We start from the raw sequence: 25557 nt of genomic DNA, 5'->3' as shown, positions 1-25557 counted from the left end.
CCTCCATGAACGAGTGGCCTGGGTCCGACAACAGAGACCGGTACGGGCGCGGCAGCGGCTCCGACCCGGAGGGCGCGCGCGCCATGCCGCACGTACGGCGCGGCGGCCCCGGGGGTCCCGGCGGACCCGGGCCCGGCCCCAACCCCGGGCAGCAGCCCGAGCCGCCGCTGCCGCCGCACCTCTCGCCGCGCCGCCCCGGCGTCCCGCACCAGGGGCAGGGCCACGGCCAGGACCCGTACGGCAACGGCTACGGCCAAGGGCAGGACGACGGCTACAACACCGGCCAGGTGTACGGCGGGGGCCGCGGCGGCGGGCAGGGCGGCGGCCGCTCCCCGCGCCCCGCCCCCAACTGGGGCCGCCGCATCAAGTGGACCGTCCTGACGCTGGTCGCCGTGCTGCTGGTCACCTCGGTCGCCACGTACTTCTGGGCCGACGGCAAGCTGCGCCGCGAGGTCGACCTGAGCAAGGTCATCGACCGGCCGGAGGAAGGCGACGGCACGAACTACCTGATCGTCGGCTCCGACAGCCGCGAGGGCATGTCCGACGAGGACAAGAAGAAGCTGCACACCGGCTCCGCCGAGGGCAAGCGCACGGACTCGATGATGATCCTGCACGACGGGAGCAACGGCCCGACGCTGATCTCCCTGCCGCGCGACTCGGACGTGGAGATCCCCTCGTTCGTCGGCTCCAAGACCGGCAAGAAGTACCCGGGCAAGGGCCGGCACACCAAGCTCAACGCGGCGTACGCGGAGGACGGCCCGGAGCTGCTGGTGCGCACCGTCGAGCACAACACCGGGCTGCGCATCGACCACTACGTCGAGATCGGCTTCGCGGGCTTCGCCAACATCGTCGACGCGATCGGCGGGGTCGAGATGGACATCCCGAAGGCGTTCAAGGACAAGAAGTCCGGCGCCGACTTCCAGGCCGGCAAGCAGACCCTCAACGGTGAGCAGGCCCTCGCCTTCGTCCGCACCCGCTACGCCTTCGCGGGCAGCGACCTGGACCGTACGAAGAACCAGCAGAAGTTCCTCGCCGCGCTCGCCAGCCAGACGGCCACCCCCGGCACGATCATCAATCCGTTCAAGCTCTACCCGACGCTGGGCGCGGGCCTGGACACCCTGATCGTCGACAAGGACATGGGCCTGTTCGACCTCGGCTCGATGTTCTTCGCCATGAAGGGCGTCACCGGCGGCGACGGCAAGTCGATGAACATGCCCGTCTCCGGCACCCGCGGCGGCAACCTCGTCTGGGACAAGGCCCAGGTCTCCAAGCTGGTCGGACAGCTGAAGAACGACGAGCCGGTGACGGTGAGCGGAAACGAGTAACCGGGGCAGGCAAAAGGGAAAGCCCCCGCCTCGGCGGGGGCTTTCTCACGTGCCGGGCGTTACGGCAGGTTCCGCGCCATCACGATCCGCTGGACCTGGTTGGTGCCCTCGTAGATCTGCGTGCTTTACAGCGAACACGGCGCTGACCTGGGAAGACACCCCTTCCGTGGGGTACCTCCCCAGCATTTCCCCATGATCACCAAGCTGACCCCCTTGGGACCTCCCTCGGCCCCTCTGTTGGTCATGCGTTGCTCACGTGAGCCTGCCACGCCATACCCAAGGCCGCCTCCGGCGGTGGGCGAGCACCACAGTTTTATGCGACAACGCAAATATTGGCGTGATCGCATGGACGCCGACGGCACGCCCTCCGTACGGTCGTGGAGCCGCCCCACAAGGGGGCGGGGGCAGGGGGCTTCACCATGGCTCGTGAGGAACTGACCCGACTCACCGGAAACGGCAACGGGGGGCCGTGCGGCAAGGACGACTGCCCGAACGTCTACCGCACCGCTTCCGGCTCCATCGTCGTCCAGGGCGACGTGTCCAAGGCATTCCAGCCCCCGGAGGGGGAAGGGCTTGTCGAGATCCCCGAAGACATTCTGAGGGAGGCTGTCCGTGCTCTTGGCTGGTGAAGAGTGGGCCGCACGCTTCGAGGGCTTCCGGCGGGAAGCATGGCGTCTTGAGACCCTGCCGCAGTACCTCATGCCGCAGGAAGCCGAGGAGCTTCAGGCGTTCCGCGACGGCGCGCGTATCGACCCCGCAACGGTCCACAACGAGTACACAGAACGGCTTCGCAGACAGGTCACGGAGGGGCGCGTTCAAGGACGCGTCCACATCGTCACTCGACCTCTGTCTGAGTACCTGCGGTTCGAGTTCTCCCAGTACTACCGGCCGCACCTCTTGGCTGGGGAGCAGATCCGCATTCTCGACGTGACCGACAGAACCAACCCTCTTGAGGGGGTTCAAGACTTCTGGATGTTCGACCAGTCGGAAGTCGTGCTCATGAACTATGAGCCTGACGGGAAGCAGATCAACCGCGAGGTATTCGAGGGCGACGTGGCCCGGTTCATCGAATACCAGCGAATCGCGGTAGCTGAGTCCGTGCCCTTCGAGGAGTTCGTGAAGGGTCTTGAGCTTTGAGCCTGAACGGCTAGGTCAGTCCAGGTCGGACCTAGCGGAAGCACTGCGAAGCCTGCGTAAGCGAGCCGGGAAGACTCAGACCTGGCTCGCTCGCCGCTGCAACCTGTCACAAACCAAGGTCAGCAACATGGAGAGCGGGAAACTCACTCCCGCCATTGTCGACGTAGAGCTGATCCTTGAAGCGCTTGGTACCGATGATCCGGCAGCCTCGCAGATCCTCGAACTGGTTCGCACCGCGAATACCGAGTGGCAGGACCATTGGTCTTCGCGGCGCCGGGGTCTTGATAAGAAGCAGAACGAGCTAGCCAGGATCGAAACGGTCACAACGGAGTTCCGATTCTTCCTGCTCTCGGCGATCACAGGGCTACTTGCTACGCCGGAGTATGTGCGTGCCAGCATCGCGGACACTCCCGGAGACCAGTCCAAGACCATTGCGAAGAAGCTGGCACGCCAGAGCGTCCTCTACGACTCGTCAAAGTCGTGCACGTTCCTGCTGACGGAACAGGCCGTTCGCTGGCCCTTACTGCCACCTCTCGCCATGGCAATGCAGCTCGACCGACTGGCTTCGGTATCTCGAATTCCTGGTGTTCGGCTTGGGGTCATCCCCTTGGCAGGCCACATTTCAGAGATGCCGCTGAATACTTTCACGGTATACGACCGGCGACTAGCCACCGTGGAAACCGGCACCGGTGCATTGATCCTGCGGGACCATCGTGACGTGAACGCATACCGCGAGGACTTCGAGAGGTACGAGTCGTACGCAGTGTTCGGAGTCGAGTGCCGAGAACTCCTGAACGAGTGGTCCGGGATCTTTACCCGACAACGCAAATAGCACTAGAGGTCCCTCGCCTGCGGCCCGAGGATGTACTCATGCCGACCGAACCGAAGAAGGACCGTCAGAAGGTCCCGCTGGGTTGGCGGATGGACCCCATCCCAAGTCGCCCGGCATACCGGGACGATGATGGGAACATTCGCATTCCTGTGTGGCTGACGAAGAGCGGTCGGCATATGGCAGACACGGAAATGGTTCTGCTCCCGTCTGAGGCCGCTTTGCTGGCTGACCATCTAGCCAAAGCGATGCGCGACAACGCCCGGTCGATGCTGCACGAGTTCTTTCGGGAGAGCGCGACGGCTCTTGGTCCGGGCGCTGTGTATGTGTCGAAGCCGGATCAGTACCGGCTGCACTGATCTCACAGGAAGGCACACCTATGCCCGGAACCGACCTGTACAGCCTGCCCATCGACGGTGTCACGTTCCTCAAGGCGTGCGGGGGCAACACACACCCCGACGGCGAGTCCTGCGCCACGCTGGCCAAGATCGGCCCCAACGCGTGGGCGCTGGGCGACAGCAAGCGGCCCGGTGCGGAGCCGTTGCGCTTCACCACCGAGGAACTGAACGCACCCGGTATTGACCCGGCCCGCTTCGGCCTGTCGGGCGCCCGTCTTCTTCCTGCACTGAACGGGACGACAGTTGCACCACCACGGCTACCTGTGGACCGGTTCCAAGCAACGGTTCGATGACGAGGCACTGCGACGGCCCCCGTATTCTGGTCCACCACCGGCCGATAAGCCGGATCTGATCGCGCGGTACAAGGAAGTGAAGGCGGAGTTCCCGACCGTGGACCTGCCACCGCTGGAAACCGCCCACTGGCTGATCAAACCCGCGAAGTTGGTGCGCGGCACCTGGGACGCGCCGAAAGAAGCGGCGGAATGGCTCGGGCAACAACTGACCGAGTACGCGCTCCGGTTCGCCTCAGAGTCGGACCGCGACAGTACGCGGCTGGCACTACGGGTTCACTCCGCTGCTGTACGGCTGGGTTGGGGTGGAGACGTGTCCCACGGCTTCTACCTGGAGAGGCCCGCATTTCTGTCTGTAGCTCTGGTGACGTGTTCCCCGAACCGTGCAGCACCGGATCTTGTCTGCCCGATTGGCTGGATCTGATGAGGACAGCACACCACGATGTCCCGTTCGATCCTGCGGTATACGAAGCATCGGATCACTCAGCAGCCGGACACAGAATCGCCACGATGCTGACGCCCGGCGCGGACGACCCCACCGAGGCACAGGCCGAAGTCGCCTGACAGAGCCCATGCGAACGGCCCCCGGCAGAGTGCCGGGGGCCGTTGCGTTTATGCAGGCGAGAGGCGGTTCCCCGTCCAGCGTCAGCCCAGGATTTCCCCAGCATGACGCCCATGATCGGCCCGAAACGGACCCGAACGGACCGGAAGCCGATCACAGCCCGCGAGCCATCGAAAATGGCCGTTGACCTGCGAAAACCCAGTTACGGCAGGTTCCGCGCCATCACGATGCGCTGGACCTGGTTGGTGCCCTCGTAGATCTGCGTGATCTTGGCGTCGCGCATCATGCGCTCCAGCGGGTAGTCGCGGGTGTAGCCGTAGCCGCCGAGGAGCTGGACCGCGTCGGTGGTGATCTCCATGGCGGCGTCGGAGGCGTAGCACTTGGCGGCGGCGCCGAAGAAGGTGAGGTCCTCGGCCTTGCCGCCGGCGGAGATGCGCTCGGACTTGGCGGCCGCCGCGTAGGTGAGCTGGCGGGCGGCCTCCAGCTTCATGGCCATGTCGGCGAGCATGAACTGCACGCCCTGGAAGTCGCCGATCGGCTTGCCGAACTGCTTGCGCTCCTGGACGTAGCCCTTGGCGTAGTCCAGGGCGCCCTGGGCGATGCCGAGGGCCTGGGCCGCGATGGTGATGCGGGTGTGGTCCAGGGTCTTCATGGCGGTGGCGAAGCCGGTGCCCTCGGCGCCGATCATGCGGTCCGCGGGGATGCGGACGTTGTCGAGGTAGACCTCGCGGGTCGGCGAGCCCTTGATGCCGAGCTTCTTCTCCGGGGCGCCGAAGGAGACGCCCTCGTCGTCCTTCTCCACGACGAAGGCGGAGATGCCCTTGGAGCGCTTCTCCGGGTCGGTGACGGCCATGACGGTGTAGTACTCGCTGACGCCGGCGTTGGTGATCCAGCGCTTGACGCCGTTGAGGACGTAGTGGTCGCCGTCGCGTACGGCCTTGGTCTTCATGCCGGCGGCGTCGGAGCCGGCGTCCGGCTCGCTCAGGCAGTACGAGAACATCGCGTCGCCCTTGGCGAGCGGGGCCAGGTACTGCTTCTTCAGCTCCTCGGAGCCGGAGAGGATCACGGGCAGGGAGCCGAGCTTGTTGACGGCCGGGATCAGCGAGGAGGAGGCGCAGACGCGGGCGACCTCCTCGATGACGATGACGGTGGCCAGCGCGTCGGCGCCGGCGCCGCCGTACGCCTCGGGTACGTGCACGGCGTGCAGGTCGTTGAGGGTCAGCGCGTCCCGGGCCTCCTGCGGGAAGCGGGCCTCCTCGTCGACGGCGGCGGCGAACGGCGCGATCTTCGCCTCGGCGAGCGAGCGCACCGACTCGCGGAGCATGTCGTGCTCCTCGGACGGCCGGTACAGATCGAAATCAGCGGTTCCCGCCAATGTTTCTCACTCCCCTGAGAGCTGGCTACTTGCTAACTACCGTTAAGTAACCCAAATACTAGGGGCCGCGCGGCGGGCGGGGTACGTGAGTTAGCCGACAGCACCCGGACGGATCTCGGCCACCGGGCCGAAACCGCTCGGCACGGCCCGGACTATGCTCAGCCTGCGCAGCATTCCCCGTCAGCACCTGGAGCATCCATGGCCCTGAAGATCACCGTGATCGGCACCGGCTACCTCGGCGCGACCCACGCGGCGGCCATGGCGGAGCTGGGATTCGAGGTGCTGGGGCTGGACATCGACCCGGCGAAGATCGCGATGCTGGAGCGGGGCGAGACCCCGATGTTCGAGCCCGGCCTGGAGGAGCTGCTGCGGGCGCACGTCGCGGGCATCGAGGGCGCCAGCGGCCGGCTGCGCTTCACGACCTCCTGGGAGGAGCTGGCGGACTTCGGCGACGTGCACTTCGTGTGCGTCAACACGCCGCAGAAGCACGGCGAGTACGCCTGTGACATGTCGTACGTCGAGTCGGCCGTCGAGTCGCTGGCCCCGCTGCTGCGGCGCCCGGCGCTGGTGGTCGGCAAGTCGACGGTGCCGGTGGGCAGCGCGGCGCGGCTGGCCAAGCGGCTGGCGGAGCTGGCGCCGGCCGGCGAGGACGTCGAGCTGGCCTGGAACCCCGAGTTCCTGCGCGAAGGTTTCGCCGTACAGGACACGCTGCACCCGGACCGGATCGTCGTCGGTGTCGACGGCGGCCGGGCCGAGGAGCTGCTGCGCGAGGTCTACGCGAAGCCCGTCGCCGAGGGTTCGCCGTTCGTCGTGGCCGACTTCCCCACCGCCGAGCTGGTCAAGACCGCCGCCAACTCCTTCCTGGCCACCAAGATCTCGTTCATCAACGCCATGGCGGAGGTGTGCGAGGCGGCCGGCGGCGACGTGGTGAAGCTGGCGGAGGCGATCGGCCACGACGAGCGGATCGGCAAGAAGTTCCTGCGGGCCGGCATCGGCTTCGGCGGCGGCTGCCTGCCCAAGGACATCCGGGCGTTCATGGCGCGCGCCGGCGAGCTGGGCGCCGACCAGGCGCTGACCTTCCTGCGCGAGGTCGACTCGATCAACATGCGGCGCCGCGGCCACATGGTCGAGCTGGCCCGGGAGGCGGTCGGCGGGTCCTTCCTCGGTAAGCGGGTGGCCGTCCTCGGCGCCACCTTCAAGCCCGACTCGGACGACGTACGGGACTCCCCCGCGCTCAACGTCGCCGGCCAGATCCACCTCCAGGGCGGCCAGGTGACGGTGTTCGACCCCAAGGGCATGGAGAACGCGCGACGCGTGTTCCCGACGCTGGGGTACGCGGACACGGCCACGGAGGCGGTGCGCGGCGCCGACGTGGTGCTGCACCTGACCGAGTGGCGGGAGTTCCGCGAGCTGGACCCGGCCGTGCTGGCCGAGGTCGTGGCCACGCCGCACATCCTGGACGGGCGCAACGCGCTCGACCCCTCGCTGTGGCGCAAGGCGGGCTGGACCTACCGGGCGCTGGGCCGTCCGCAGGCCTGACACGACGAGCGACGAGGGGCCGGACTCCGTGGAGTCCGGCCCCTCGTGGCGTTGCGGCGGGCTGCGCGCCCCTCAGAGCGGGGGCCTCGGAGCAGGGCCCTCAGAGCGGGGGCCTCGGAGCGGGGGCCTCAGGTCCGGTGCCTCAGCCGTCCAGCTGCTCGATCGTCGCGATGGACGGGCCGCGCTCCGCGCGCAGGGAGCCCGCGACGTCCTCGGCACCGCGCAGCACACGCACCGCGTTCTGCCAGGTCAGCTTGGCCAGGTCGGCTTCGGACCAGTTGCGGTCGAGCAGTTCGGCGATCAGGTTCGGGTAGCCGGACACGTCGGCGAGGTCGGCGGGCGTGAAGGCGGTGCCGTCGAAGTCGCCGCCGATGCCGAGGTGGTCGATGCCGGCGGCCTCGCGCATGTGGTCGAGGTGGTCGGCGACGGTCGCGGCGGTGGCGAGCGGGCGGGGGTTCGCCGCCTCGAAGGCGCGGTGTATCGCCATGCCCTCGGCGGTGGTGTCCAGGTGGTGGAAGCCGTGCGCGCGCATGTTCGCGTCCGCCCGCAGCGTCCAGTCGACGGCTTCGGGGAGGATGAACTTCGGCACGAAGGTGGCCATCGCGACGCCGCCGTTGGCGGGCAGCCGCTCCAGCACGTCGTCCGGGATGTTGCGCGGGTGGTCGCAGACCGCGCGGGCGGAGGAGTGCGAGAAGACGACCGGCGCGACGCTGGTGTCCAGCGCGTCGCGCATGGTGTCGGCGGAGACGTGCGAGAGGTCCACGAGCATGCCGAGGCGGTTCATCTCGCGGACGACCTCGCGGCCGAAGGCGGTGAGGCCGTGCGCGCGCGGCTCGTCGGTGGCCGAGTCCGCCCAGGCGATGTTGTCGTTGTGGGTGAGCGTCATGTAGCGCACGCCCAGTTCGTACAGCGCGCGCAGGGTGGCCAGCGAGTTGTTGATGGAGTGGCCGCCCTCGGCGCCCATCAGGGAGGCGATCCGGCCGTCGGCGCGGGCCGCTTCCATGTCGTCGGCGGTGTACGCCATGCGCAGGTCGTCCGGGTAGCGGGCGGCGAGCCTGCGCACCACGTCGATCTGTTCGAGGGTGGCGCTGACCGCCTGGTCGCCGGTGTAGTCGGTCCGTACGTACACCGACCAGAACTGCGCGCCGACGCCGCCGGCCCGCAGCCGGGGGATGTCGGTGTGCAGGTGCTCGGCCTGGTCGCCGGCGATGTCGCGGCGGTCGAGGTCGTAGCGGACCTGCTCGCGCAGCGCCCAGGGCAGGTCGTTGTGGCCGTCGACGACGGGGTGCTCGGCGAGCAGCGCGCGGGCCGCCTCCAGGGACGCGCTCACTTGCCGCTCCCGAAGCCGAAGCCGGCCGGGGAGGCGACCTTGTTGCGCAGCCGCTTGCCCTTCTCGGTGGCCTGCTCGTTCAGGTGCTGCTGGAACTCGCGCATCCGGGTCTGGAGCTCCGGGTCGTGGGCGGCGAGCATCCGGGCGGCGAGCAGTCCGGCGTTGCGGGCGCCGCCGACCGAGACGGTCGCGACGGGCACGCCGGCCGGCATCTGCACGATGGACAGCAGCGAGTCCATGCCGTCCAGGTACTTCAGCGGTACGGGCACGCCGATGACCGGCAGCGGCGTGACCGAGGCGAGCATCCCCGGCAGGTGGGCCGCTCCCCCGGCGCCCGCGATGACCGCCTTCAGGCCCCGCCCGGCGGCCTGCTCGCCGTACGCGATCATCTCGTGCGGCATGCGGTGGGCGGAGACGACGTCGACCTCGTAGGTGATCTCGAACTCGTCGAGGGCCTTGGCGGCGGCCTCCATGACGGGCCAGTCGGAGTCGGAGCCCATGACGATGCCGATGAGGGGGGAGCTGCTGTGGGTCATTCGGTGATGGTTCCTCGCAGGTAGCCGGCGGCGTGCGCGGCGCGCTCGCGCACGTCGGCCAGGTCGTCGCCGTAGGTGTTGACGTGTCCGACCTTGCGGCCGGGCTTCACGTCCTTTCCGTACATATGGATCTTCAGCTGCGGGTCCCGTGCCATGCAATGGAGGTACGCGTAATACATGTCGGGGTAATCGCCGCCGAGGACGTTGGCCATCACCGTCCACTTGGCGCGCGGGCGGGGGTCGCCGAGCGGGAGGTCGAGGACGGCCCGGACGTGGTTGGCGAACTGCGAGGTGACCGCGCCGTCCTGGGTCCAGTGGCCGGAGTTGTGCGGGCGCATCGCCAGCTCGTTGACCAGGATGCGGCCGTCGGCGGTCTCGAACAGCTCGACCGCGAGGTGGCCGATCACGCCGAGTTCCCGCGCGATGCGCAGCGCCAGCTCCTGGGCCTGCCCCGACAGCTCGTCGCTCAGGCCGGGGGCGGGCGCGATGACCGTGTCGCAGACGCCGTCGACCTGGACGGACTCCACGACCGGGTACGCGACGGCCTGGCCGTGCGGCGAGCGGACGACGTTGGCGGCCAGTTCCCGTACGAAGGGGACCTTCTCCTCGGCCAGAACCGGCACTCCGGCGCGGAACGGCTCGGCGGCCTCCTTGGAGGATCGTACGACCCACACGCCCTTGCCGTCGTAGCCGCCGCGGACCGTCTTCAAGACGACGGGGAACCCTTCCCCTTCCGCCGCGAACCGCTCCACGTCCGCCGGGTCGGCGACGACGCGGTGCCGGGGGCAGGGGGCGCCGATCGCGTCCAGCTTCGCGCGCATCACCCCCTTGTCCTGGGCGTGCACCAGCGCGTCGGGGCCGGGCCGGACGGGGATGCCGTCGGCCTCCAGGGCCCTCAAGTGCTCGGTGGGAACGTGCTCATGATCGAAAGTGATCACGTCACAGCCACGGGCGAAGGCGCGCAGCGTGTCCAGGTCGCGGTAGTCGCCGATGACGACGTCGCTGACCACCTGGGCCGCCGAGTCCTGCGGAGTGTCGCTGAGGAGCTTGAATCTGATGCCGAGGGGGATGCCCGCCTCGTGGGTCATACGGGCGAGCTGACCGCCGCCGACCATGCCGACTACCGGGAACGTCACGCCCCCAGGGTATCCGCCCGTCCGCTCCGCCCCGTCGCCCCCTTGGATGAACGTACGAACGCAAGTGCGCCAGCTTGGCGGTTCACGCCCCCCGAAGATCACCCCGGGCGGTAGGCTCGCCGCGCCCGCGGAGGGGGGAGACATGAACGACGGCGGCGCGGCGCGGCCCGCCAGGACCGCCGGGGTCGTCGTCGCGGTGCTGGCTCTGATCGCCGCCGGGTACGCGGTGGTCACACTGCTGACCGCACCGGTCGTCTTCGACGAGGGCGACCGCGAGATATCGGTCACCTCCGGCACATCGTTCTCGATCCGCCTCAAGGACAACCCCTCGACGGGTTTCCGGTGGGTTCTCGCGGCACCGGAGCCGGATCCGGCCGTACTGCAGGAGTCCGGCGGGCACTACGTCCCCGACAAGCCGGTACGCGCGGGTTCGGGCGGCATCCGCTACGTGGAATTCAGGGCCCGGGGCGCCGGACGCACCGAGGTTACTCTCAAGTACTGCTTCCGCTGCGGCACCCCGCAGGCCGACGAGCAGGACGAAAACACCAGGATCAGACGGTTTCACGTGTCCGTGGACTGACAAAATCTGACCGCTTCCGCGCCCCCGGATGGCAGGCAACACACAGGTCCCCTGGTTAGCATGAGCGGGCGGACGCAGGTTGACGACCGCACAAAGACGCCCAAGAACGCCCACCGTCAGGAGCTGAACGATCACTATGAGTGAACGGAGCGCACTGCGGGCCCGACTGGACGCGCTGACACGCGAATTCGTGAAGTTCGGCGCCGTCGGCGGTGCGGGGGTGCTCGTCAACTTCGCGGTGTTCAACCTCGTACGGCACCTCACCGAGCTGCCCGTCGTCCGGGCCAGCATCGTGGCCACCGTCGTGGCCACCGGCACCAACTACCTCGGCTACCGCTACTTCACCTACCGGGAGCGCGAGAAGAGCGGACGCACGAAGGAGCTGACGCTCTTCCTGCTCTTCAGCGTCATCGGCCTGGTGATCGAGAACGGCACCCTGTACGTGGCGACCTACGGGTTCCACTGGGACACACCGCTCCAGAGCAACTTCTTCAAGTTCTTCGGTATCGGCCTGGCCACGCTCTTCCGCTTCTGGTCCTACCGCACCTGGGTCTTCAGGGCACTGCCCGCGCGCAAGGCCGTGGCGACCGCGGAATCCTTTCTGGCCGAAGGCGCGCAGGCAGAGCGCGCGCCGAGCGCGGCCGCAGCCGAGCGGGCCCGCAAGTAGCGCGGCGCACGCGGCGGCGGCTCATTCCGCGTGCGGCTCCGCCTCGCGGGCGAGGAACAGCGCGAAGACCGGCGGGTACTGCTGGAGGAGCTCCAGCCGGCCGCCGTCCGCCTCCGCCAGGTCACGGGCGACCGCCAGCCCCAGCCCCGTCGAATTGCGGCCGCTGACCGTGCGCTCGAAGACCCGCGAACCGAGATCCGGCGCCACGCCCCGGCCGGCGTCCGTGACCTCGACGACCGCCTGGTTGCCGGTGACCCGGATGCGCAGCGCCACCGTCCCGTCCCCGTGCATCAGCGAGTTCTCGATCAGCGTGGCGAGCACCTGGGCCACCGCCCCGGGCGTGCCGACCGCCCGCAGCCCCTTCTTGCCGGAGCGCACGATGGCCCGGCCCGCGCTGCGGTAGGCCGGGCGCCACTCCTCGATCTGCTGCTTGACCACCTCGTCCAGGTCGAAGGCGACGGCGGAGCCGGAACGCGGGTCGCGGGAGTTGGTCAGCAGCCGCTGGACGACGTCGGTCAGCCGCTCGACCTGCCCGAGCGCGATGGTGGCCTCCTCCTTCACCGTGTCCAGGTCGTCGGTGAGGGTGATCTCCTCCAGCCGCATGGAGAGCGCGGTCAGCGGCGTACGCAGCTGGTGGGAGGCGTCGGCGGCGAGCCGGCGTTCGGCGGTGAGCATCCGCGCGATCCGCTCGGCGCTGGCGTCCAGCACGTCCGCGACCCGGTCCAGTTCCTGCACCCCGTAGCGGCGGTGGCGCGGGCGCGGGTCGCCGGAGCCGAGGCGTTCGGCGGTCTCGGCGAGGTCGGTCAGCGGCGCGGTCAGCCGGTGGGCCTGGCGGACGGCGAGCACCACGGCGGCCAGGATCGCCAGGATCGCGACGGCCAGGATGACCAGCAGCGTCCGGCCGATCTCGGCGCTGACCGCGGAGCGCGGCTCCTGGACCGTGACCGTCTCGCCGCGGTCGCCGTGCTGCGTCGACTCGATGACGTCGCCCGTCGGCCGGGTGCCGAGCTCGATGCGCGGCCTGCCGGGCACCTCGATCTCGGCGTACCGCTGGGCGGTGATCTGCTCCGAGAGGATCTCGGGGGTCAGTTTCTCGCCGCTGCCCAGCCGGCTCTCGACGATGCCGACCAGCCGTACGGCCTCGGCGGCGACGCTGTCCTGCGCCCCCGACTGGATGGTGCGGGTCTCGACGATGACGAGCGAGACGCCGAAGACGGCGATCACGACGAGCACCACGGCGAGGGTGGAGTTGATCAGACGGCGGCGCACGGTGTCCTCCGGGCGGGATGCGTTCTTTCTTCTACTTCTTCCCGCCCGGCGGCGGGCGCTCAGCTCTTTTCGAAGCGGAAGCCGACGCCGCGGACGGTGGCGATGTAGCGCGGGTTCGCCGCGTCGTCACCGAGCTTCTTGCGCAGCCAGGAGATGTGCATGTCCAGCGTCTTCGTGGACGACCACCACGTCGTGTCCCAGACCTCGCGCATCAGCTGGTCGCGGGTGACGACCCGGCCCGCGTCGCGCACCAGCACCCGCAGCAGGTCGAACTCCTTCGCCGTGAGCTGGAGTTCGTCGTCCCCCATCCAGGCGCGGTGCGACTCGACGTCGATCCGCACGCCGTGCGTCGCGGGCGGCTGCTGCGGCTCCACGGTCGAACCGCGGCGCAGCAGGGCCCGGACGCGGGCGAGCAGCTCGGCGAGCCGGAAGGGCTTGGTGACGTAGTCGTCGGCGCCGGCGTCCAGGCCCACGACGGTGTCGACCTCGTCGGCGCGGGCGGTCAGGACGAGGATGGGGAAGGAGTGGCCTTCGTTGCGCAGCCGGCGGGCGACCTCCAGGCCGTCCATGCCGGGCAGGCCCAGGTCGAGGACGACCAGGTCGATATTGCCCTGGAGACCGGCGTCGAGCGCCGTGGGTCCGTCCTCACGCACCTCGACTTCGTAACCCTCGCGGCGCAGGGCGCGGGCGAGCGGCTCCGAGATGGACGCGTCATCCTCGGCGAGCAGTACACGGGTCATGGGCCGATGGTAGTCCGATGTCGTACCTTCACGGGCCGGGGCCGGCAGGCCCGGAGCCGCCCGGAAAACGTCCGGCGTACGGGGTGGCGGCGGCCGGAAAGCGACCGGCGCGCGACGGCGGGGTACGCGCCCCGCCTCGCCTGGAACCCCTCCAATGGTTCCCGGTCACACATGTGACCGTTGTCTCACTGGCCCCAACGGCGGGGTCGCTGGACGTATGGTGTCCCAACGTCCGTAGCACAGCCATGGGACCAGTGACTCTCGAACGAGGTCATCGGTCCCTGTTGTGTGCGGGGCCGGAACCACCGGCCCTGATACACAGTGAAAGACCTGTCGACCGGGTCCACCGCGCGAGCAGCACGGGGGGCGTGGATCCCGGTGTCGCGAATGTCCTGCCGATTCCTCTTCTCAGTGGCATCGACCCCCAGGGACGTGGGGTGGGCAGAGTGACGCCGGTGCCGGTCAGCCGACCCGGGCGCGCTGCGGTCACCCACACGCGTCCCGAGCACACCTAGGAAGCACCATGGCGTCCAGCCTGACGAAGGACGCGGCCGCGCAGGGGAACCCTGCCAACGGCGGCAAGACCTTCTTCGGCCACCCCCGCGGACTGGCCACCCTCTTCATGACCGAGATGTGGGAGCGGTTCAGCTTCTACGGCATGAGGGCGCTCCTCGTCCTCTACCTGATCTCGGGAGGCGCAGACGCGGAGACCGGCTCGCAAGGTGGCGGCCTGGCCATGACCGCGGCGAGCGCCAGCGCCATCTACGCGGTGTACATGGCCCTGGTCTACCTCCTCGCCATGCCCGGCGGCTGGTTCGGCGACCGGGTCTGGGGCCCCCGCAAGACGGTCATCGTCGGCGCGTCCGTCGTCATCGCGGGTCACGTGGTGCTCGCCATCCCGGGACCGTCGTTCTTCGTCGGCCTGGCCATGGTCGCCTGCGGCTCCGGCCTGCTGAAGTCCAACATCTCCACGATGGTCGGACACCTCTACAACGGCCCGCAGGACCCGCGCCGCGACGGTGGTTTCACCGTCTTCTACATGAGCATCAACCTCGGGTCGCTGGTCGCCCCGCTGCTCTTCGGCTGGGTCGGCCAGAGCATCAACTGGCACCTGGGCTTCGGTCTCGCGGCGGTCGGCATGGCGCTGGGCCTGACCCAGTTCCTGTTCGGCACCAAGCACCTGGACCCGAAGAGCAGCCAGGTGCCGACCCCGCTGACGGTCGAGGAGCGCAACGGCTGGCTGCGCAAGGGCCTGCTGTGGGCGGGCATCGCCGCCGTCTTCTACGGCATCGTCGCGGGCACCGGTCACTTCACGCTCAACTGGGCGCTGGTCCCGATCGGCGTCATCGGCATCGCCATCCCGTTCGCGGTGCTGTTCCGCATCAAGCGGGACAAGGAGCTGTCGCCGTCCGAGCAGGGCAAGGTCAGCAGCTACCTGTGGTTCTTCGTCGCGGCCGCCGCCTTCTGGATGATCTTCGACCAGGCGGGCTCGACGCTCAGCCTGTTCGCCGAGAAGAACACCGCGAAGACCATCTTCGGCCTGAGCTTCCCCTCGACGTGGCTGCAGTCCGTCAACCCGATGTGGGTGCTCGCCCTGGCCCCGGTCTTCGCGACGATGTGGCTCGCGCTGGCCCGGCGCGGCAAGGAGCCGAGCACCACGGTGAAGTTCGCGATGGCGATGGTCGCCATCGGCGCCTCGTACTTCTTCTTCATCGTCCCGATCATGATGTCCGCCGGCGGCGACAAGGTCAGCCCGATGTGGCTGATCACCGTGTACTGCATGCAGACCATGGGTGAGCTGTGCCTCTCCCCGGTCGGCCTGTCGGTGACCACGAAGCTGGCCCCGGTGAAGTACGCCAGCCAGATGATGGGCGTGTGGTTCCTCGCCAACACCGCCGGCGACAGCGTCGTCAGCCTCCTGGGCATCGCCGGGGCCGACCTCAGCGGCGTCGGCGTACTGGTGGCGGAAGCCGCGCTCGCCACGCTGGCCGGTGTGGCGATCTACCTGAACCGCAAGCGGATCAACGAGCGGATGGGCGACGTGCGCTGAGGCACGGCGACACCGCACCGAACCGGAGGGCCCGGCACCGAGCGTGCCGGGCCCTCCGGCGTACCCGGGCGGTCACCGCCGCGTGCGCCGCCACGGGGTGAAGGCGAACACCGCGCCGCCGAGCAGCACCGCCGTGCCCGCGGCGAGGGCGAGGGCCCGCAGGGCGCCGTGGTCGTTCGCACCGGTCTCCGCGAGACCGCCCGAAGTGCCGCCCGCGCTCGCCGGGCCCCCGGCGCCGCCGCCGGCCGTGGAACCGCCTGAGGTGCCGCCCTGCTGGGCCGTGGTGTCCAGGGTGAGGGAGGCGCCCGGGTCCTTCTCCGGGGTGCACGTCGTGGTCGTACCCAGCGCGTTGACGGTCAGTACGCCCGGTGTGAGCGTCGCCTTGCCGGTCGCGCCCGGCGTGTAGGCGCCCTTCAGATCGGGAATCGTGATCGGCTGCCCGGACTTGACGGGGTCCTTGTTGGCCGGGCCCTCGGCCCTGACGGCCCCCTGGTCGGCGCCGCCGACCCGGACGTCCATGGACGGCTTGACCGCGCCCGCCGGGATGTCGGCCGGGCTGTCCATCACCGACTTGGCGAACTTCACCGTCAGGCCGTAGCCGCCGCTCTTCTTTACGGCGTCGATCCGCACCGGGGAAGTGGCCTTCTTGTCGCCGATGGGGGTCTTGCAGGCGTACGGGACCCGGACCTCTTCGCCCTCGTAGGAGGTACCGTCGGGGTCGCCGCCACCTCCGGTGGAGCCACCGGTTCCGGTGGAACCACCCGTTCCGGTCGAGCCGCCGGCGTCCCCGCCACTCGTGCTCCCGCCACTCGTGCTCCCGCCGCTCGTGCCCCCTCCGCTCGTACCGCCGCCGGTCGTGGAGCCGCCGCCGGTCGTGCCGCCCGGGTCGCCGCCGCCGGCCGTGACCTTGATCGTGGCGGCCGGCTTCACCTCCTCCTTGGGCGTGCACTTCGTGTCCGTGGAGATCGGCTTGTCGACGTTGATGTTGTAGAAGCCGGGCGTCAGGGTGACCTCACCGGGCTTGTCCAGCTTCAGGGTGCCCTTCATCTCCGACAGCTTCATCGGGCTGTTCTTGGGGATCGGCGGGTTCTGCCGCGGCCCCCGCACGCTCAGTTCGCCGCTCTGCGCGCCGCCCACCGTGATCTTCCCGCTGGGCTGCACGGTGTCCTTGCCCAGGTCGAGTACGCCGGGATTCCCGGACGCGGCCTCGACCGTCTTCCAGACCACCTCGACCTCGTCGCCGGCCTTCGCCGTCGCGGGCGCGGTCACCGCCACCTTGGTGGTGCCCTGGACCGCGGGCAGGCCCGAGATCGGCGGTGGTACGCACTCGGTCCGGTACGCCGTCTCCGCGGCCCCGGCCGGCCCCGCGGCCGCCAGGATTCCCGCACCGGCGAGCATCAGGGCGGCCCCGCCCGCGCTCGCTCTCCTGCGTTGCCTCATCACGTGGACCCTTTCGAAGTCGGCGGGTCGTGCGGTGTGGACGTGGTGGCGGACGGTGCGGTGTCCGGGGTGAACCACGGGAGGGCGGCGGCTTCGCCGTCCGCCGGGGGCGGCTGCCGGGTGCGGCCGCCGGGCCGGGAGACGCGCCTGCGGGTACGGGCGGCGCCCTGGCGCGGCCGTACGCGGTCGACGACCGCCATGCCCGCACGGAAGACCGCGGCCGGCACGACGACGCACAGCAGGACCCAGAACAGCGTCACGCCCCACGGCCGCCCGACGCCCCAGGGCTGCTCGGCCAGTACCTTGCCGCCGTACTTGAGCGACACCAGGTAGTCGCCGTGCGCGCCGGACGGCAGCTCCACCGGCAGTCTGATCTGCTGTTTCCGCCCGGCCGGCACGGTGCCCCGCCACTGCCGCTCCTCCCACTGCGGCGCGTAGACGCCGTGCGAGGTGCCGACCTGGAAGACGGGGTCCTTGGCAGGGGTCGGGCCCAGGTTGCCCACGGTCAGCACGAGGTCGCGCCGGGCCGGGGCGCCGAACCAGGTCAGCAGGCCGCTGGAGCCTTCCAGACGCGGCGGGGCCAGGACGCTCAGCCGCCCGCCGGAGTCCTCCTGGGGCAGCGGCGCGACCGGGTGGCCCGCGACCTGGAAGGCGGCGTCCGCGGTGGCGGCACGGCCGGTCACCGTCGCGGCGTGGACGACGCACGGGCAGGGCTTGGGCGGCTCGGCGACCGGGAGGACCTTGCGGAAGGAGCCGTCCGCGCCGGTGGTCACGGCCCGGCCGTCGCCGTTGGCGCAGGCGTTGGTGCCGCCGATCATGTTCTGTCCGCAGATGAGCAGGGTCAGGAGGGTCTTGGGCCGCCATCCTCGGCCGGTCACGGTGACGGTGCCCCCCTTGCCCGCCTCCCGCGGCGAGACCTGGATGGCGGGGCCGGAGGCGGCCGCGGCGGACGCGCCCGGTGCGGGCAGGACGCAGAAGAGGGTGAGAACGAGGGCGAGGAGCGTGGTGAAGACCGCGGGCGTACGGGCGGCTCTGCGCGCCGCCCGGGTCCGGCTGCGCCCCGCGCTCGTACCGGCGTCTGGGCTCGTACCGGCGCCCGGGCCTGCGCCACCGCCCCCCGCGCGCCGCCTGCGCCGCCGTACGCGCCACGCCGCCGCGCCTGCCAGCAGCCCTGCGGGCGGCAGCGCGGCGGCGGCCCATGGCACAGCCGTGTACGTGGCCCCGGCCGTCCCCCGCGCGCCGCCCGCGGCCGTGACCGTCAGCCGTACGTCCACCGAGTCCAGCGCGGGCGGATCGGGCCACGGCTCGGCCAGTGCCATCCGGCGTCCCGGCGGCAGGGTGACGGGCAGGGCCCGTGCGGCGCGGCGCAGGGCCGGGCCGAAGAGGCCGTCGGCGTGCACCGCGAGTCGTGGCGCGAGCGTGGTGTTACCGCGGTTGACCAGCACGTACCGGATGGCCGCCGCACTTCCCTCGCGCTCCACCGACACGTTCTCGACGCTCAGCGCGGCCAGCGCGGGCCCGGTCACCCGCAGGTGCACCCGGACACCGGCCTTCTGGCCTTCGCCCTCGGCGACGATCGCGGCGGTGTGGTCGCCCGGCACCGCGTCCCCGGGGACGGTCACGGTGAAGGGCACGTCCGCCCGGGTGCGCGGCGGCACCCGTACCTGCTCCGCCGCCGGCGAGATCCAGCCACCCGGCCCCGTCGGCCCGCCGCGCAGCCGGAGCCCCACCGGCCTGCCGGTGGGGTTGGTGAGCGAGAGCCTGTCCTTCAGGACCGCCCCGGGCGCGCCTTCCAGGTAGAAGTACGGGCGGTCCTGGGCGCTCGGCCGGGTGCCGCCGGAAGCCGGCGCGGCGGACCACTGTGCGCCCTCCGGGGCCGTGGCCGGTGCGGCGGCCGCGCCGGCCGGGCACAGCAGGGCGACGGCGGTCGCGAGGACCGCGCAGGTGACCACCGCGCGGGTACGGGACGGCATCGGCGGCTCCTGGGGCTGGTGCTCGTGCGGTACTCGTACGCGGGCGGGAGCGCCGGCGGGCGGGAGCACGTGGCGCGCCCCCGCGCCGCCCGGGCCCTACGCGCGCTTCTGGTTGCGCCGCGTCAGCCAGAGCACGCCCGCCGCGCCGGCGAGGAGCACCGTTCCGCCCAGCGTGCCGAGGGCGACGGCGGAGTCGGCCGGGCCGGTCTGCGGCAGCTCTCCGCCGCCGGCGGTGCCCGCCGATCCCCCGGTGCTCCCGGAACCGCCCCCGGACCCGCCGGTGGAACCGCCGGACCCGCTGCCGCCCGTACCGCCGGAACCACCCGTTCCACCCGTTCCTCCCGTGCCGCCCGTGCCGCCCGTGCCGCCCGCGGCCTTGACGTCCAGGGAGAGCGCGGGCTTCGGGTTGTTCACCGGAGTGCAGGTGGTGGTCGTGCCGAGGGCCTTGATGGCGAGCGTGGAGGCGGTGAAGGTGACCTTGCCGCTCTGTTTGGGCGTGTACGTCCCGCTCAGGTCACTGATCTTGATGGGCGTGTTGGCGGGGATCGCCTGGTCGTTGGGCGGTCCCGACACGGGCACGGTGCCGCTCTCCGCGCCGCCCAGCTTGATCAGCGCGCTCGGCTTCATGGCGCCCGCGCCCAGTTCGACGGGGCTGGAGGAGACGCCCTTCTGGAACGACATCACCAGCTTGTACCCGCTGCCGCTACGGGTGCTCTTGATGTCGATGGGCGAGACCGCGCCCTTGTTCCCGATCGGCGTCTTGCACTGGTAGTTGACGTCCACGACGTCGGCCTGTGCGGCCGGCGCGGCAAGCAGGACCACGGACCCCGCCGTCAGCGCCACGGCCGCGGCCAGGCCGGCCGCGCGGCGGGGGCGCGTGGCGTGCTGTTCGTAGAAGCGGGCCACCTTGAGTTCCCCTTCTCGCGGGTTGCGCGCCGCCCGATGTTACTGACGGCACATCAGATCGGTCGCTCAAGGTACGCCGGGGACCTTGCCGAGGGAAGTCAAAGAACAGGCCGGATCCGTACGGCGCGGAACGCGAGAGGGGACGGGGACGCGCGGGGGCCGGGGGTGCGCCGGGGGGCGGGCGTACGCCGGTACACCCCGCCATCAGCCGTACACCGAGGGCCACAGGGCCGCGCGACGACCCCGTGGATCGCGCGCCGCCCCGGGGACGGCGCGAACAAGGGCCCCTGACCAGGGGCCCTTAAGAGGGAGCCGCGAGCTCCGCCCACACGGTCTTGCCCGTGCCGTCCGGGTTGCGTACGACACCCCAGTCCAGACACAGCCGCTGCACGATGAACATGCCGTGGCCGCCGGGCCGCCCGGCGCGGTGCGGGGTGCGCGGCGCGGGCGAGCCCGCGCCCAGGTCCGTCACTTCCAGGCGCAGCACCTTGGCGTTGACGCGCAGCCGCAGCTCCTCCGGACCCTCCGCGTGCAGGCAGGCGTTGGTGACCAGCTCGGAGACGACGAGCAGGACGTCCTCGGCGGCTGCCCGCTGGTCGGCACCGCCGGCCGGCAGCCAGCCCCAGTCGTGGAGTGCCTGCCGGGCGAAGTCACGGGCCCGCGCGACGGCTCCCTGCACACCCGACAGGCGCAGCCTGCGGATCTGGCCGGCCGGCGCGACAGCCGGGGAGGCGGAGGGAGCGCCGGCGTTGCCCGGCTCCGGGCCGAGGTCGCCCGGCGGGTACGGCCGGGTGGTGCTCATCAGCGCTTCACCTCACCGATTCGCCATTTCACGGATAGCGGTTACCTGACAGATTCAACAGATTCAGATGTCTCCTGCCCGACGGGACCGTGAGAACACCCACTTCTTGGGTACGGAAGTTGTGACGCGGGCAACGCGTTCGGGAGGAACCCCCCGAAGTGCCCTGCCGGCGCCGCCACCGTCAGTCGGCGAGAGCCGCGTCGAGGGAGTCGTGCACCGTGAAGACGGCGTCCGCACCAGTGATCTCGAAGACCCGGGCCACCACCGGTTGCATTCCGGCCAGATGCACCCCGCCCCCTTCGGCCTCCGCCTTCAGGCGGGCGCCGAGCAGGACGTTGAGCCCGGTGGAGTCCATGAACTCCAGCGGCGAGCAGTCGACGACCAGTCGCGCGAACCCGTCGGCGACACAGCCTTCGAGTGATTCGCGCAACAGCTCCGCCGTGTGGTGATCCAGCTCACCAGCGACGGTCACGATCGCGCTGGCACCCTGATGCCGGATCGCGACGTTGAGCCGTCCCCGGCTGGCACTGCCGACCGTCCCGCGGTCCATGCGTGCGCACCCCTCTTGCTGTCTCGGCGTCTGATTGCTTACGACTGCGCTGACCGAACACTACGCCTTCAATACACCCAGCCGGTACCCGAACAGTACGCAATCTCCATCAAACCCGGACAACACGCACTTGCCATCTTCCGGCAAAGCCAGGTAGGCGTAGAAGGACACATTCGAAACGGCCGGCTTTGGAGGCGCCGCACACCGCAGCTTCACGTAGAGGCATCGGCAGCCATATGCCGAGAACGATGGAGGACAACATGTCACCCCGGCTCGACGAATTGCGCACCGAAGACACCACGGCGAACGCGTCGTCGACTCCCCTGTCAGACCCCCTGGCGGAGGCCGCCCTCACCGAGGCCGTCCTGTCCGAGGCCACCCTGCCCGACCAGTCCGAACAGACTCATTCCCCGCAGAACGCATCCGAATCGTCCGAACCGGACGCGACGGGAATTCCGGAGATCGACGGGCTGCCCGAGATCCCCCCGTACGACGAGGTGGGGCCGCTGGACGCGCGGGCCCTTTCCAAGACCCTCTTCGAGCGCCTGGAGTCGCTGGAGGAAGGCACCCACGAATTCGCGTACGTCCGCAACACCCTGGTCGAACTCAACCTCGCCCTGGTCAAGTTCGCGGCCTCCCGGTTCCGCTCCCGCAGCGAGCCCATGGAGGACATCGTCCAGGTCGGCACCATCGGCCTGATCAAGGCGATCGACCGCTTCGAACTCAGCCGCGGCGTGGAGTTCCCGACGTTCGCCATGCCGACCATCGTCGGCGAGATCAAGCGCTTCTTCCGCGACACCAGCTGGTCGGTACGGGTCCCCCGGCGCCTGCAGGAACTCCGCCTCGACCTCGCCAAGGCCGGTGACGAACTGGCGCAGAAGCTGGACCGGTCCCCGACGGTGAGCGAGCTCGCCGAACGCCTCGGCATCACCAACGAGGAAGTCGTCGAGGGCATGGCCGCGAGCAACGCCTACACGGCCAGCTCGCTGGACGCCCAGCCGGAGGAGGACGACAACGAGGGCGCGCTGGCCGACCGCATCGGCTACGAGGACCACGGCCTCGAAGGCATCGAGTACGTCGAGTCGCTCAAGCCGCTCATCGCCGAGCTGCCCCCGCGTGACCGCAAGATCCTCTCGCTCCGCTTCGTCGCCAACATGACGCAGTCGGAGATCGGCGAGGAGCTGAACATCTCTCAGATGCACGTGTCGCGGCTGCTGTCGCGCACGCTGGTCAAACTCCGCAAGGGGCTGATGGTCGAGGAGTGAGCTCCGGCGACCGCCTCGCGGTCGCTGCCGGCCCGACCGCCGGCAACCGCCCGCGTGGAAGAGGGCCTGCCCCGATCGTTCGGGACGGGCCCTCCTCTGCTTGCCGGGCGCCTACGCGGACCTCGCCCCCTCGGGGGCGCGCAGATGGTGGACGTGCGCCGGGGGCAGATTGCGCCACACCGTGCTGCGGCCCCGCCCGTACCGTTCCGCGTACTCGGCCAGTACTGCCGCCACCGCACGGTGGCGCGCGGCCTCGGAACGGCTCGCGCCCAGCGAACGGGCGGCGGCGGTACCCAGGTAGCCGAAGTACGTCAGATGCCCGCCGGGCACGAGCGCGGACAGGTAGCGCTCCAGGATCGTACGGACCTCTTCGGGGCAGAAGTTGGTGAACGGCAGGCAGGAGACGACCGCGTCGTAGCGGCGGTCCAGCGGGACGTCGGTGATCGAGCCGGGGACGATCCGTATGCGGCCCGCCGCCGCGGCCAGGGCGGGGTCCGTGCGCAGCGCGCGGTCGAGGACCGCCACGAAGCGGGGGTTGATCTCCACCACGTCCAGGTGGTCGGCGGGCCGCAGCAGCCCGGCCAGCGCCCTGGTGACCGGCCCGGTGCCCGCCCCGGCTTCCAGCACTGCGGCGGGGCGGCCGAGTTGCCGTAGTTCGCGGGCGAGCGGCGCGGCCAGGCGGGCCGCCAGCCGCGGGCCGCTGGCGGCCACGGCACCGGTGGTGTGCGGCGTGCGGACCGCTTCACGGAGGAACCGGAGGGGGCCGGTGACGGCGGGGGCGGCGGAGGTCGCCGGGACTGGTGTCGCGTTCATGAGAGTGACGCTAAAAAGCGCCGGGGCGCGGTGAATCGGCCGTTGTGCGAGGGTCACCCCGTACGAAAGTAGGGGGCCGGGACGGCCGTGGGTCGAATGTCCGTGCCCACCCAGGGCCCTATGCTCGTCGCGTGCTGAGGGCGACGAAACGGGCCATGACGAACCTCGGAGTGACAAACCCGGGCACGCTCGGCCTGGAGCGGACGAAGCGGGCCTGGCCCTGGTGGGCCGAGGTACTGCTGCTGGCCGCCGTCGTACAGGAGGCCGGGCAGGAGGCGTACATCAGCGCGGGCGGGACCCTGCTGAGTCCGCAGGTCGCCGCGGCCGTCGCCGGGTCGCTGACGGTGGCGCTGCGCTACCGGTGCCCGGCGGTCGCCCTGGTCTGCACGGTCGCGCTGGCCGCCGGTCTCGGGATGGTGCTGCCGCTGCTGGTCGTGCTCTTCCATCAGGTCGCCGGCGGGCGGCTGGTCGTCCCGTTGCTGGGCACCGCCGTGGCACTGGCCGGCAACGCGGTCGTGCAGCCGCAGCAGAGCCTGTGGGTGAACCGTTCGTACGGCCCCCTGCTCCCCTTGGGCATCGTGCTGGCGCTGGGCCTGTGGGCGGGCAGCAGGCGGCGTCTGGAGGCCGCCCTCGCGGCGCGCGTCGAGCAGCTGCGGGTCGAGCGGGAGCTGCGCGCCGAACAGGCCAGACTCACCGAACGCGCCCGTATCGCCGCCGAGATGCACGACGTCCTCGCCCACCGGCTGACCGTCCTGGCCCTGCACACGGGCGCGCTGCAAAGGCGCGCCGCCACCCTGCCGGAACCGGTCGCGGACCGCATCGCGCTGTTGCGGACCACCTCCACGGAGGCACTGGGCGACCTGCGGGACGTACTGGGCGCCCTGCGCGACACCGACGGGCAGCCGGGGCAGGCGGCACCGGACGCGTCCCGGGTGCCGGGGCTGCGGGAGCTGCCCGACCTGCTGGACGAGGCGCGCGCGGCCGGGCAGGCCGTCGAGGCCCGCATCGAGGGCGACGGCCGGCAGCTGCCCGCCAGCCAGCGTCTCGCCGTACACCGGCTCGTCCAGGAGGCCCTGACCAACGCCCGCAAACACGCGCCGGGCGCGCCCGTGCGGGTCTCGGTGCACTACGGGCCGTACGAGTCCGCCGTAGAGGTCGACAACGCGGCGGGCAGGCCGGAAGCCGGACCTCCGGTCACCGCCGTGACGAGCGGCTACGGCCTGATCGGGCTGGCCGAGCGGGTGTCCGCACTGGGCGGCACCCTGGAGTACGGCCCGGTGGCAGGCGGCGGGTGGCGGCTCGCCGCGACCGTACCGACGGTTCCCGTACCGGACTCACCGACAACTGGAGCGACATGATCCGCATGCTGGTCGCCGACGACGACAGCCTGGTCCGGCTCGCGCTGACCGACATCCTCGGCGACGCACCCGGCATCACCGTCGTGGCCGAGGCGTCGGACGGCGCCGAAGCCGTCGAACTGGCCCGAGCCCACCGGATCGACGTCGCGCTGATGGACATCCGCATGCCGCGCATGGACGGCATCGCCGCCACCGAACGGCTCCGCGGGCTCTCGCACCCCCCGGACGTCGTCGTACTGACCACCTTCGACCTGGACCAGTACGTCTACGACGCGCTCGCCGCCGGCGCCTCGGGATTCCTGCTCAAGGACAGCGAACCGGCGGAGATCATCCGCGCGGTACGGGTGGTCGCCGAGGGCCAGGCGATGCTGCATCCCACGGCCGCCCGCCGCCTGATCGACCGCCACCACCGCACGACCACCCGCAACACCCCGGACGCCCGCTCCCGCATCGAACGCCTCACGCCCCGCGAGACCGAGGTACTGGCCCTCCTGGCCGACGGCGCGTCGAACGCCGAGATCGCCAACGCCCTGTCGATGCGCGAAAGCACGGTCAAGGCCCATGTGAGCCGCATCCTGGCCGCATTGGAGGTCGGCAACCGGGTACAGGCGGCACTGTGCGCGCGGGATGCGGGGGTGGTGGGGTGAGGGGAACGCGAAGGGCCGTGCCCCGGAACCGGTGTGGTTC

25 protein-coding genes and 1 pseudogene are annotated in these 25557 nt (G+C 70.6%); 14 read left to right on the top strand and 12 right to left on the bottom strand.

Annotation, left to right across the window (positions count from 1 at the left end; translation table 11 throughout):
- Positions 1 to 5 precede the first annotated feature (5 nt).
- The 7 genes and pseudogenes from ACH4K4_RS24180 (at position 6) to ACH4K4_RS24150 (ending at position 4403) form a co-directional block, all read left to right on the top strand.
- Complete coding sequence (locus tag ACH4K4_RS24180) at positions 6 to 1325, top strand: LCP family protein (protein ID WP_398169952.1); 1320 nt, start codon at positions 6 to 8, stop codon at positions 1323 to 1325.
- Between the two features lie 419 nt (positions 1326 to 1744).
- The gene (locus tag ACH4K4_RS24175; RefSeq protein WP_329920733.1) at positions 1745 to 1954 is read left to right on the top strand and encodes a hypothetical protein; all 210 of its coding nucleotides are present in this window, start codon (positions 1745 to 1747) and stop codon (positions 1952 to 1954) included.
- The gene (locus tag ACH4K4_RS24170) at positions 1938 to 2462 is read left to right on the top strand and encodes a DUF6879 family protein (RefSeq protein WP_398169950.1); all 525 of its coding nucleotides are present in this window, start codon (positions 1938 to 1940) and stop codon (positions 2460 to 2462) included. The genes ACH4K4_RS24175 and ACH4K4_RS24170 overlap by 17 nt, the downstream gene beginning before the upstream one ends.
- The gene (locus ACH4K4_RS24165; protein WP_398169948.1) at positions 2452 to 3294 is read left to right on the top strand and encodes a helix-turn-helix domain-containing protein; all 843 of its coding nucleotides are present in this window, start codon (positions 2452 to 2454) and stop codon (positions 3292 to 3294) included. Before ACH4K4_RS24170 ends, ACH4K4_RS24165 begins: the two co-directional genes overlap by 11 nt.
- 38 nt (positions 3295 to 3332) lie before the next feature.
- Positions 3333 to 3650: a hypothetical protein gene (locus ACH4K4_RS24160; protein WP_398169946.1), complete on the top strand. Its 318-nt coding sequence runs from the start codon at positions 3333 to 3335 to the stop codon at positions 3648 to 3650.
- A gap of 20 nt (positions 3651 to 3670) precedes the next feature.
- Positions 3671 to 3895: pseudogene (locus ACH4K4_RS24155) on the top strand (DUF397 domain-containing protein); the annotation flags it as partial.
- A gap of 37 nt (positions 3896 to 3932) precedes the next feature.
- Entirely contained in the window at positions 3933 to 4403 is a 471-nt protein-coding gene (locus ACH4K4_RS24150; RefSeq protein WP_398169945.1) for a hypothetical protein, read from the top strand.
- 340 nt (positions 4404 to 4743) lie between these two features.
- On the opposite strand, the gene ACH4K4_RS24145 is transcribed toward ACH4K4_RS24150, so the two are convergent.
- Positions 4744 to 5916 carry an acyl-CoA dehydrogenase family protein gene (locus tag ACH4K4_RS24145; RefSeq protein ID WP_398169944.1) on the bottom strand — a complete coding sequence of 391 codons (1173 nt, stop codon included), beginning with the start codon at positions 5914 to 5916 and terminating at the stop codon, positions 4744 to 4746.
- Positions 5917 to 6114: 198 nt separating this feature from the next.
- On the opposite strand from ACH4K4_RS24145, the gene ACH4K4_RS24140 reads away from it, so the two are divergent.
- The gene (locus ACH4K4_RS24140; protein ID WP_398169943.1) at positions 6115 to 7455 is read left to right on the top strand and encodes a UDP-glucose dehydrogenase family protein; all 1341 of its coding nucleotides are present in this window, start codon (positions 6115 to 6117) and stop codon (positions 7453 to 7455) included.
- A gap of 142 nt (positions 7456 to 7597) precedes the next feature.
- Here the strand turns inward: ACH4K4_RS24140 and ACH4K4_RS24135 are convergent, their stop codons facing one another.
- The 3 genes from ACH4K4_RS24135 to ACH4K4_RS24125 are packed head-to-tail and all read right to left on the bottom strand — an operon-like array spanning position 7598 to position 10436.
- Positions 7598 to 8785 (bottom strand): dipeptidase, encoded by a 1188-nt coding sequence (locus ACH4K4_RS24135; protein WP_398169942.1) that lies wholly within the window; start codon positions 8783 to 8785, stop codon positions 7598 to 7600.
- Positions 8782 to 9321: a 5-(carboxyamino)imidazole ribonucleotide mutase gene (purE, locus tag ACH4K4_RS24130; protein ID WP_398169940.1), complete on the bottom strand. Its 540-nt coding sequence runs from the start codon at positions 9319 to 9321 to the stop codon at positions 8782 to 8784. Before purE ends, ACH4K4_RS24135 begins: the two co-directional genes overlap by 4 nt.
- Positions 9318 to 10436, bottom strand: a complete 1119-nt coding sequence (locus tag ACH4K4_RS24125; RefSeq protein ID WP_398170026.1) for a 5-(carboxyamino)imidazole ribonucleotide synthase — start codon at positions 10434 to 10436, stop codon at positions 9318 to 9320. The genes purE and ACH4K4_RS24125 overlap by 4 nt, the downstream gene beginning before the upstream one ends.
- Positions 10437 to 10599: 163 nt before the next feature.
- Here ACH4K4_RS24125 and ACH4K4_RS24120 point away from each other — a divergent pair, with 163 nt between their 5' ends.
- Positions 10600 to 11037, top strand: coding sequence for a protease inhibitor I42 family protein (locus ACH4K4_RS24120; protein WP_398169939.1), 438 nt, complete (start codon positions 10600 to 10602; stop codon positions 11035 to 11037).
- Positions 11038 to 11173: 136 nt separating this feature from the next.
- Positions 11174 to 11704 carry a GtrA family protein gene (locus tag ACH4K4_RS24115; protein ID WP_398169938.1) on the top strand — a complete coding sequence of 177 codons (531 nt, stop codon included), beginning with the start codon at positions 11174 to 11176 and terminating at the stop codon, positions 11702 to 11704.
- A gap of 21 nt (positions 11705 to 11725) precedes the next feature.
- Here the strand turns inward: ACH4K4_RS24115 and ACH4K4_RS24110 are convergent, their stop codons facing one another.
- Together ACH4K4_RS24110 and ACH4K4_RS24105 are read right to left on the bottom strand one after the other, a co-directional pair.
- Positions 11726 to 12973, bottom strand: a complete 1248-nt coding sequence (locus ACH4K4_RS24110; RefSeq protein WP_398169936.1) for an ATP-binding protein — start codon at positions 12971 to 12973, stop codon at positions 11726 to 11728.
- A 59-nt stretch (positions 12974 to 13032) separates the two neighbouring features.
- Positions 13033 to 13713: a response regulator transcription factor gene (locus tag ACH4K4_RS24105; protein WP_360126934.1), complete on the bottom strand. Its 681-nt coding sequence runs from the start codon at positions 13711 to 13713 to the stop codon at positions 13033 to 13035.
- 523 nt (positions 13714 to 14236) lie between these two features.
- On the opposite strand from ACH4K4_RS24105, the gene ACH4K4_RS24100 reads away from it, so the two are divergent.
- Positions 14237 to 15763, top strand: coding sequence for a peptide MFS transporter (locus ACH4K4_RS24100; protein ID WP_398169935.1), 1527 nt, complete (start codon positions 14237 to 14239; stop codon positions 15761 to 15763).
- 72 nt (positions 15764 to 15835) lie between these two features.
- Here the strand turns inward: ACH4K4_RS24100 and ACH4K4_RS24095 are convergent, their stop codons facing one another.
- From ACH4K4_RS24095 to ACH4K4_RS24075, 5 genes are all read right to left on the bottom strand, one after another.
- The gene (locus tag ACH4K4_RS24095; RefSeq protein WP_398169933.1) at positions 15836 to 17203 is read right to left on the bottom strand and encodes a hypothetical protein; all 1368 of its coding nucleotides are present in this window, start codon (positions 17201 to 17203) and stop codon (positions 15836 to 15838) included.
- Entirely contained in the window at positions 17203 to 18369 is a 1167-nt protein-coding gene (locus tag ACH4K4_RS24090) for a hypothetical protein (protein WP_398170025.1), read from the bottom strand. Before ACH4K4_RS24090 ends, ACH4K4_RS24095 begins: the two co-directional genes overlap by 1 nt.
- A 903-nt stretch (positions 18370 to 19272) precedes the next feature.
- On the bottom strand, positions 19273 to 20082 hold the full coding sequence (locus tag ACH4K4_RS24085; RefSeq protein ID WP_398169931.1) for an LPXTG cell wall anchor domain-containing protein: 810 nt from the start codon (positions 20080 to 20082) through the stop codon (positions 19273 to 19275).
- A gap of 301 nt (positions 20083 to 20383) precedes the next feature.
- Positions 20384 to 20884 carry an ATP-binding protein gene (locus ACH4K4_RS24080; RefSeq protein WP_398169929.1) on the bottom strand — a complete coding sequence of 167 codons (501 nt, stop codon included), beginning with the start codon at positions 20882 to 20884 and terminating at the stop codon, positions 20384 to 20386.
- A gap of 181 nt (positions 20885 to 21065) precedes the next feature.
- On the bottom strand, positions 21066 to 21434 hold the full coding sequence (locus ACH4K4_RS24075; RefSeq protein WP_398169927.1) for an STAS domain-containing protein: 369 nt from the start codon (positions 21432 to 21434) through the stop codon (positions 21066 to 21068).
- Positions 21435 to 21694: 260 nt separating this feature from the next.
- Here ACH4K4_RS24075 and ACH4K4_RS24070 point away from each other — a divergent pair, with 260 nt between their 5' ends.
- On the top strand, positions 21695 to 22699 hold the full coding sequence (locus ACH4K4_RS24070) for an RNA polymerase sigma factor SigF (RefSeq protein ID WP_398169925.1): 1005 nt from the start codon (positions 21695 to 21697) through the stop codon (positions 22697 to 22699).
- Positions 22700 to 22810: 111 nt separating this feature from the next.
- Here the strand turns inward: ACH4K4_RS24070 and ACH4K4_RS24065 are convergent, their stop codons facing one another.
- Complete coding sequence (locus tag ACH4K4_RS24065; RefSeq protein ID WP_398169924.1) at positions 22811 to 23512, bottom strand: class I SAM-dependent methyltransferase; 702 nt, start codon at positions 23510 to 23512, stop codon at positions 22811 to 22813.
- A gap of 155 nt (positions 23513 to 23667) precedes the next feature.
- On the opposite strand from ACH4K4_RS24065, the gene ACH4K4_RS24060 reads away from it, so the two are divergent.
- Together ACH4K4_RS24060 and ACH4K4_RS24055 are read left to right on the top strand one after the other, a co-directional pair.
- On the top strand, positions 23668 to 24870 hold the full coding sequence (locus ACH4K4_RS24060) for a sensor histidine kinase (protein WP_398169922.1): 1203 nt from the start codon (positions 23668 to 23670) through the stop codon (positions 24868 to 24870).
- Positions 24867 to 25517: a response regulator gene (locus ACH4K4_RS24055; protein ID WP_398169920.1), complete on the top strand. Its 651-nt coding sequence runs from the start codon at positions 24867 to 24869 to the stop codon at positions 25515 to 25517. The genes ACH4K4_RS24060 and ACH4K4_RS24055 overlap by 4 nt, the downstream gene beginning before the upstream one ends.
- The last annotated feature ends 40 nt before the right edge of the window (positions 25518 to 25557 follow it).

This window comes from Streptomyces sp. NPDC017529, from assembly GCF_044329785.1.
In the GTDB taxonomy this organism is placed as follows: Bacteria; Actinomycetota; Actinomycetes; order Streptomycetales; family Streptomycetaceae; genus Streptomyces.
The sequence above is the reverse complement of the archived record's forward strand: the minus strand, read 5'-3'. Positions and strand labels throughout refer to the sequence as shown.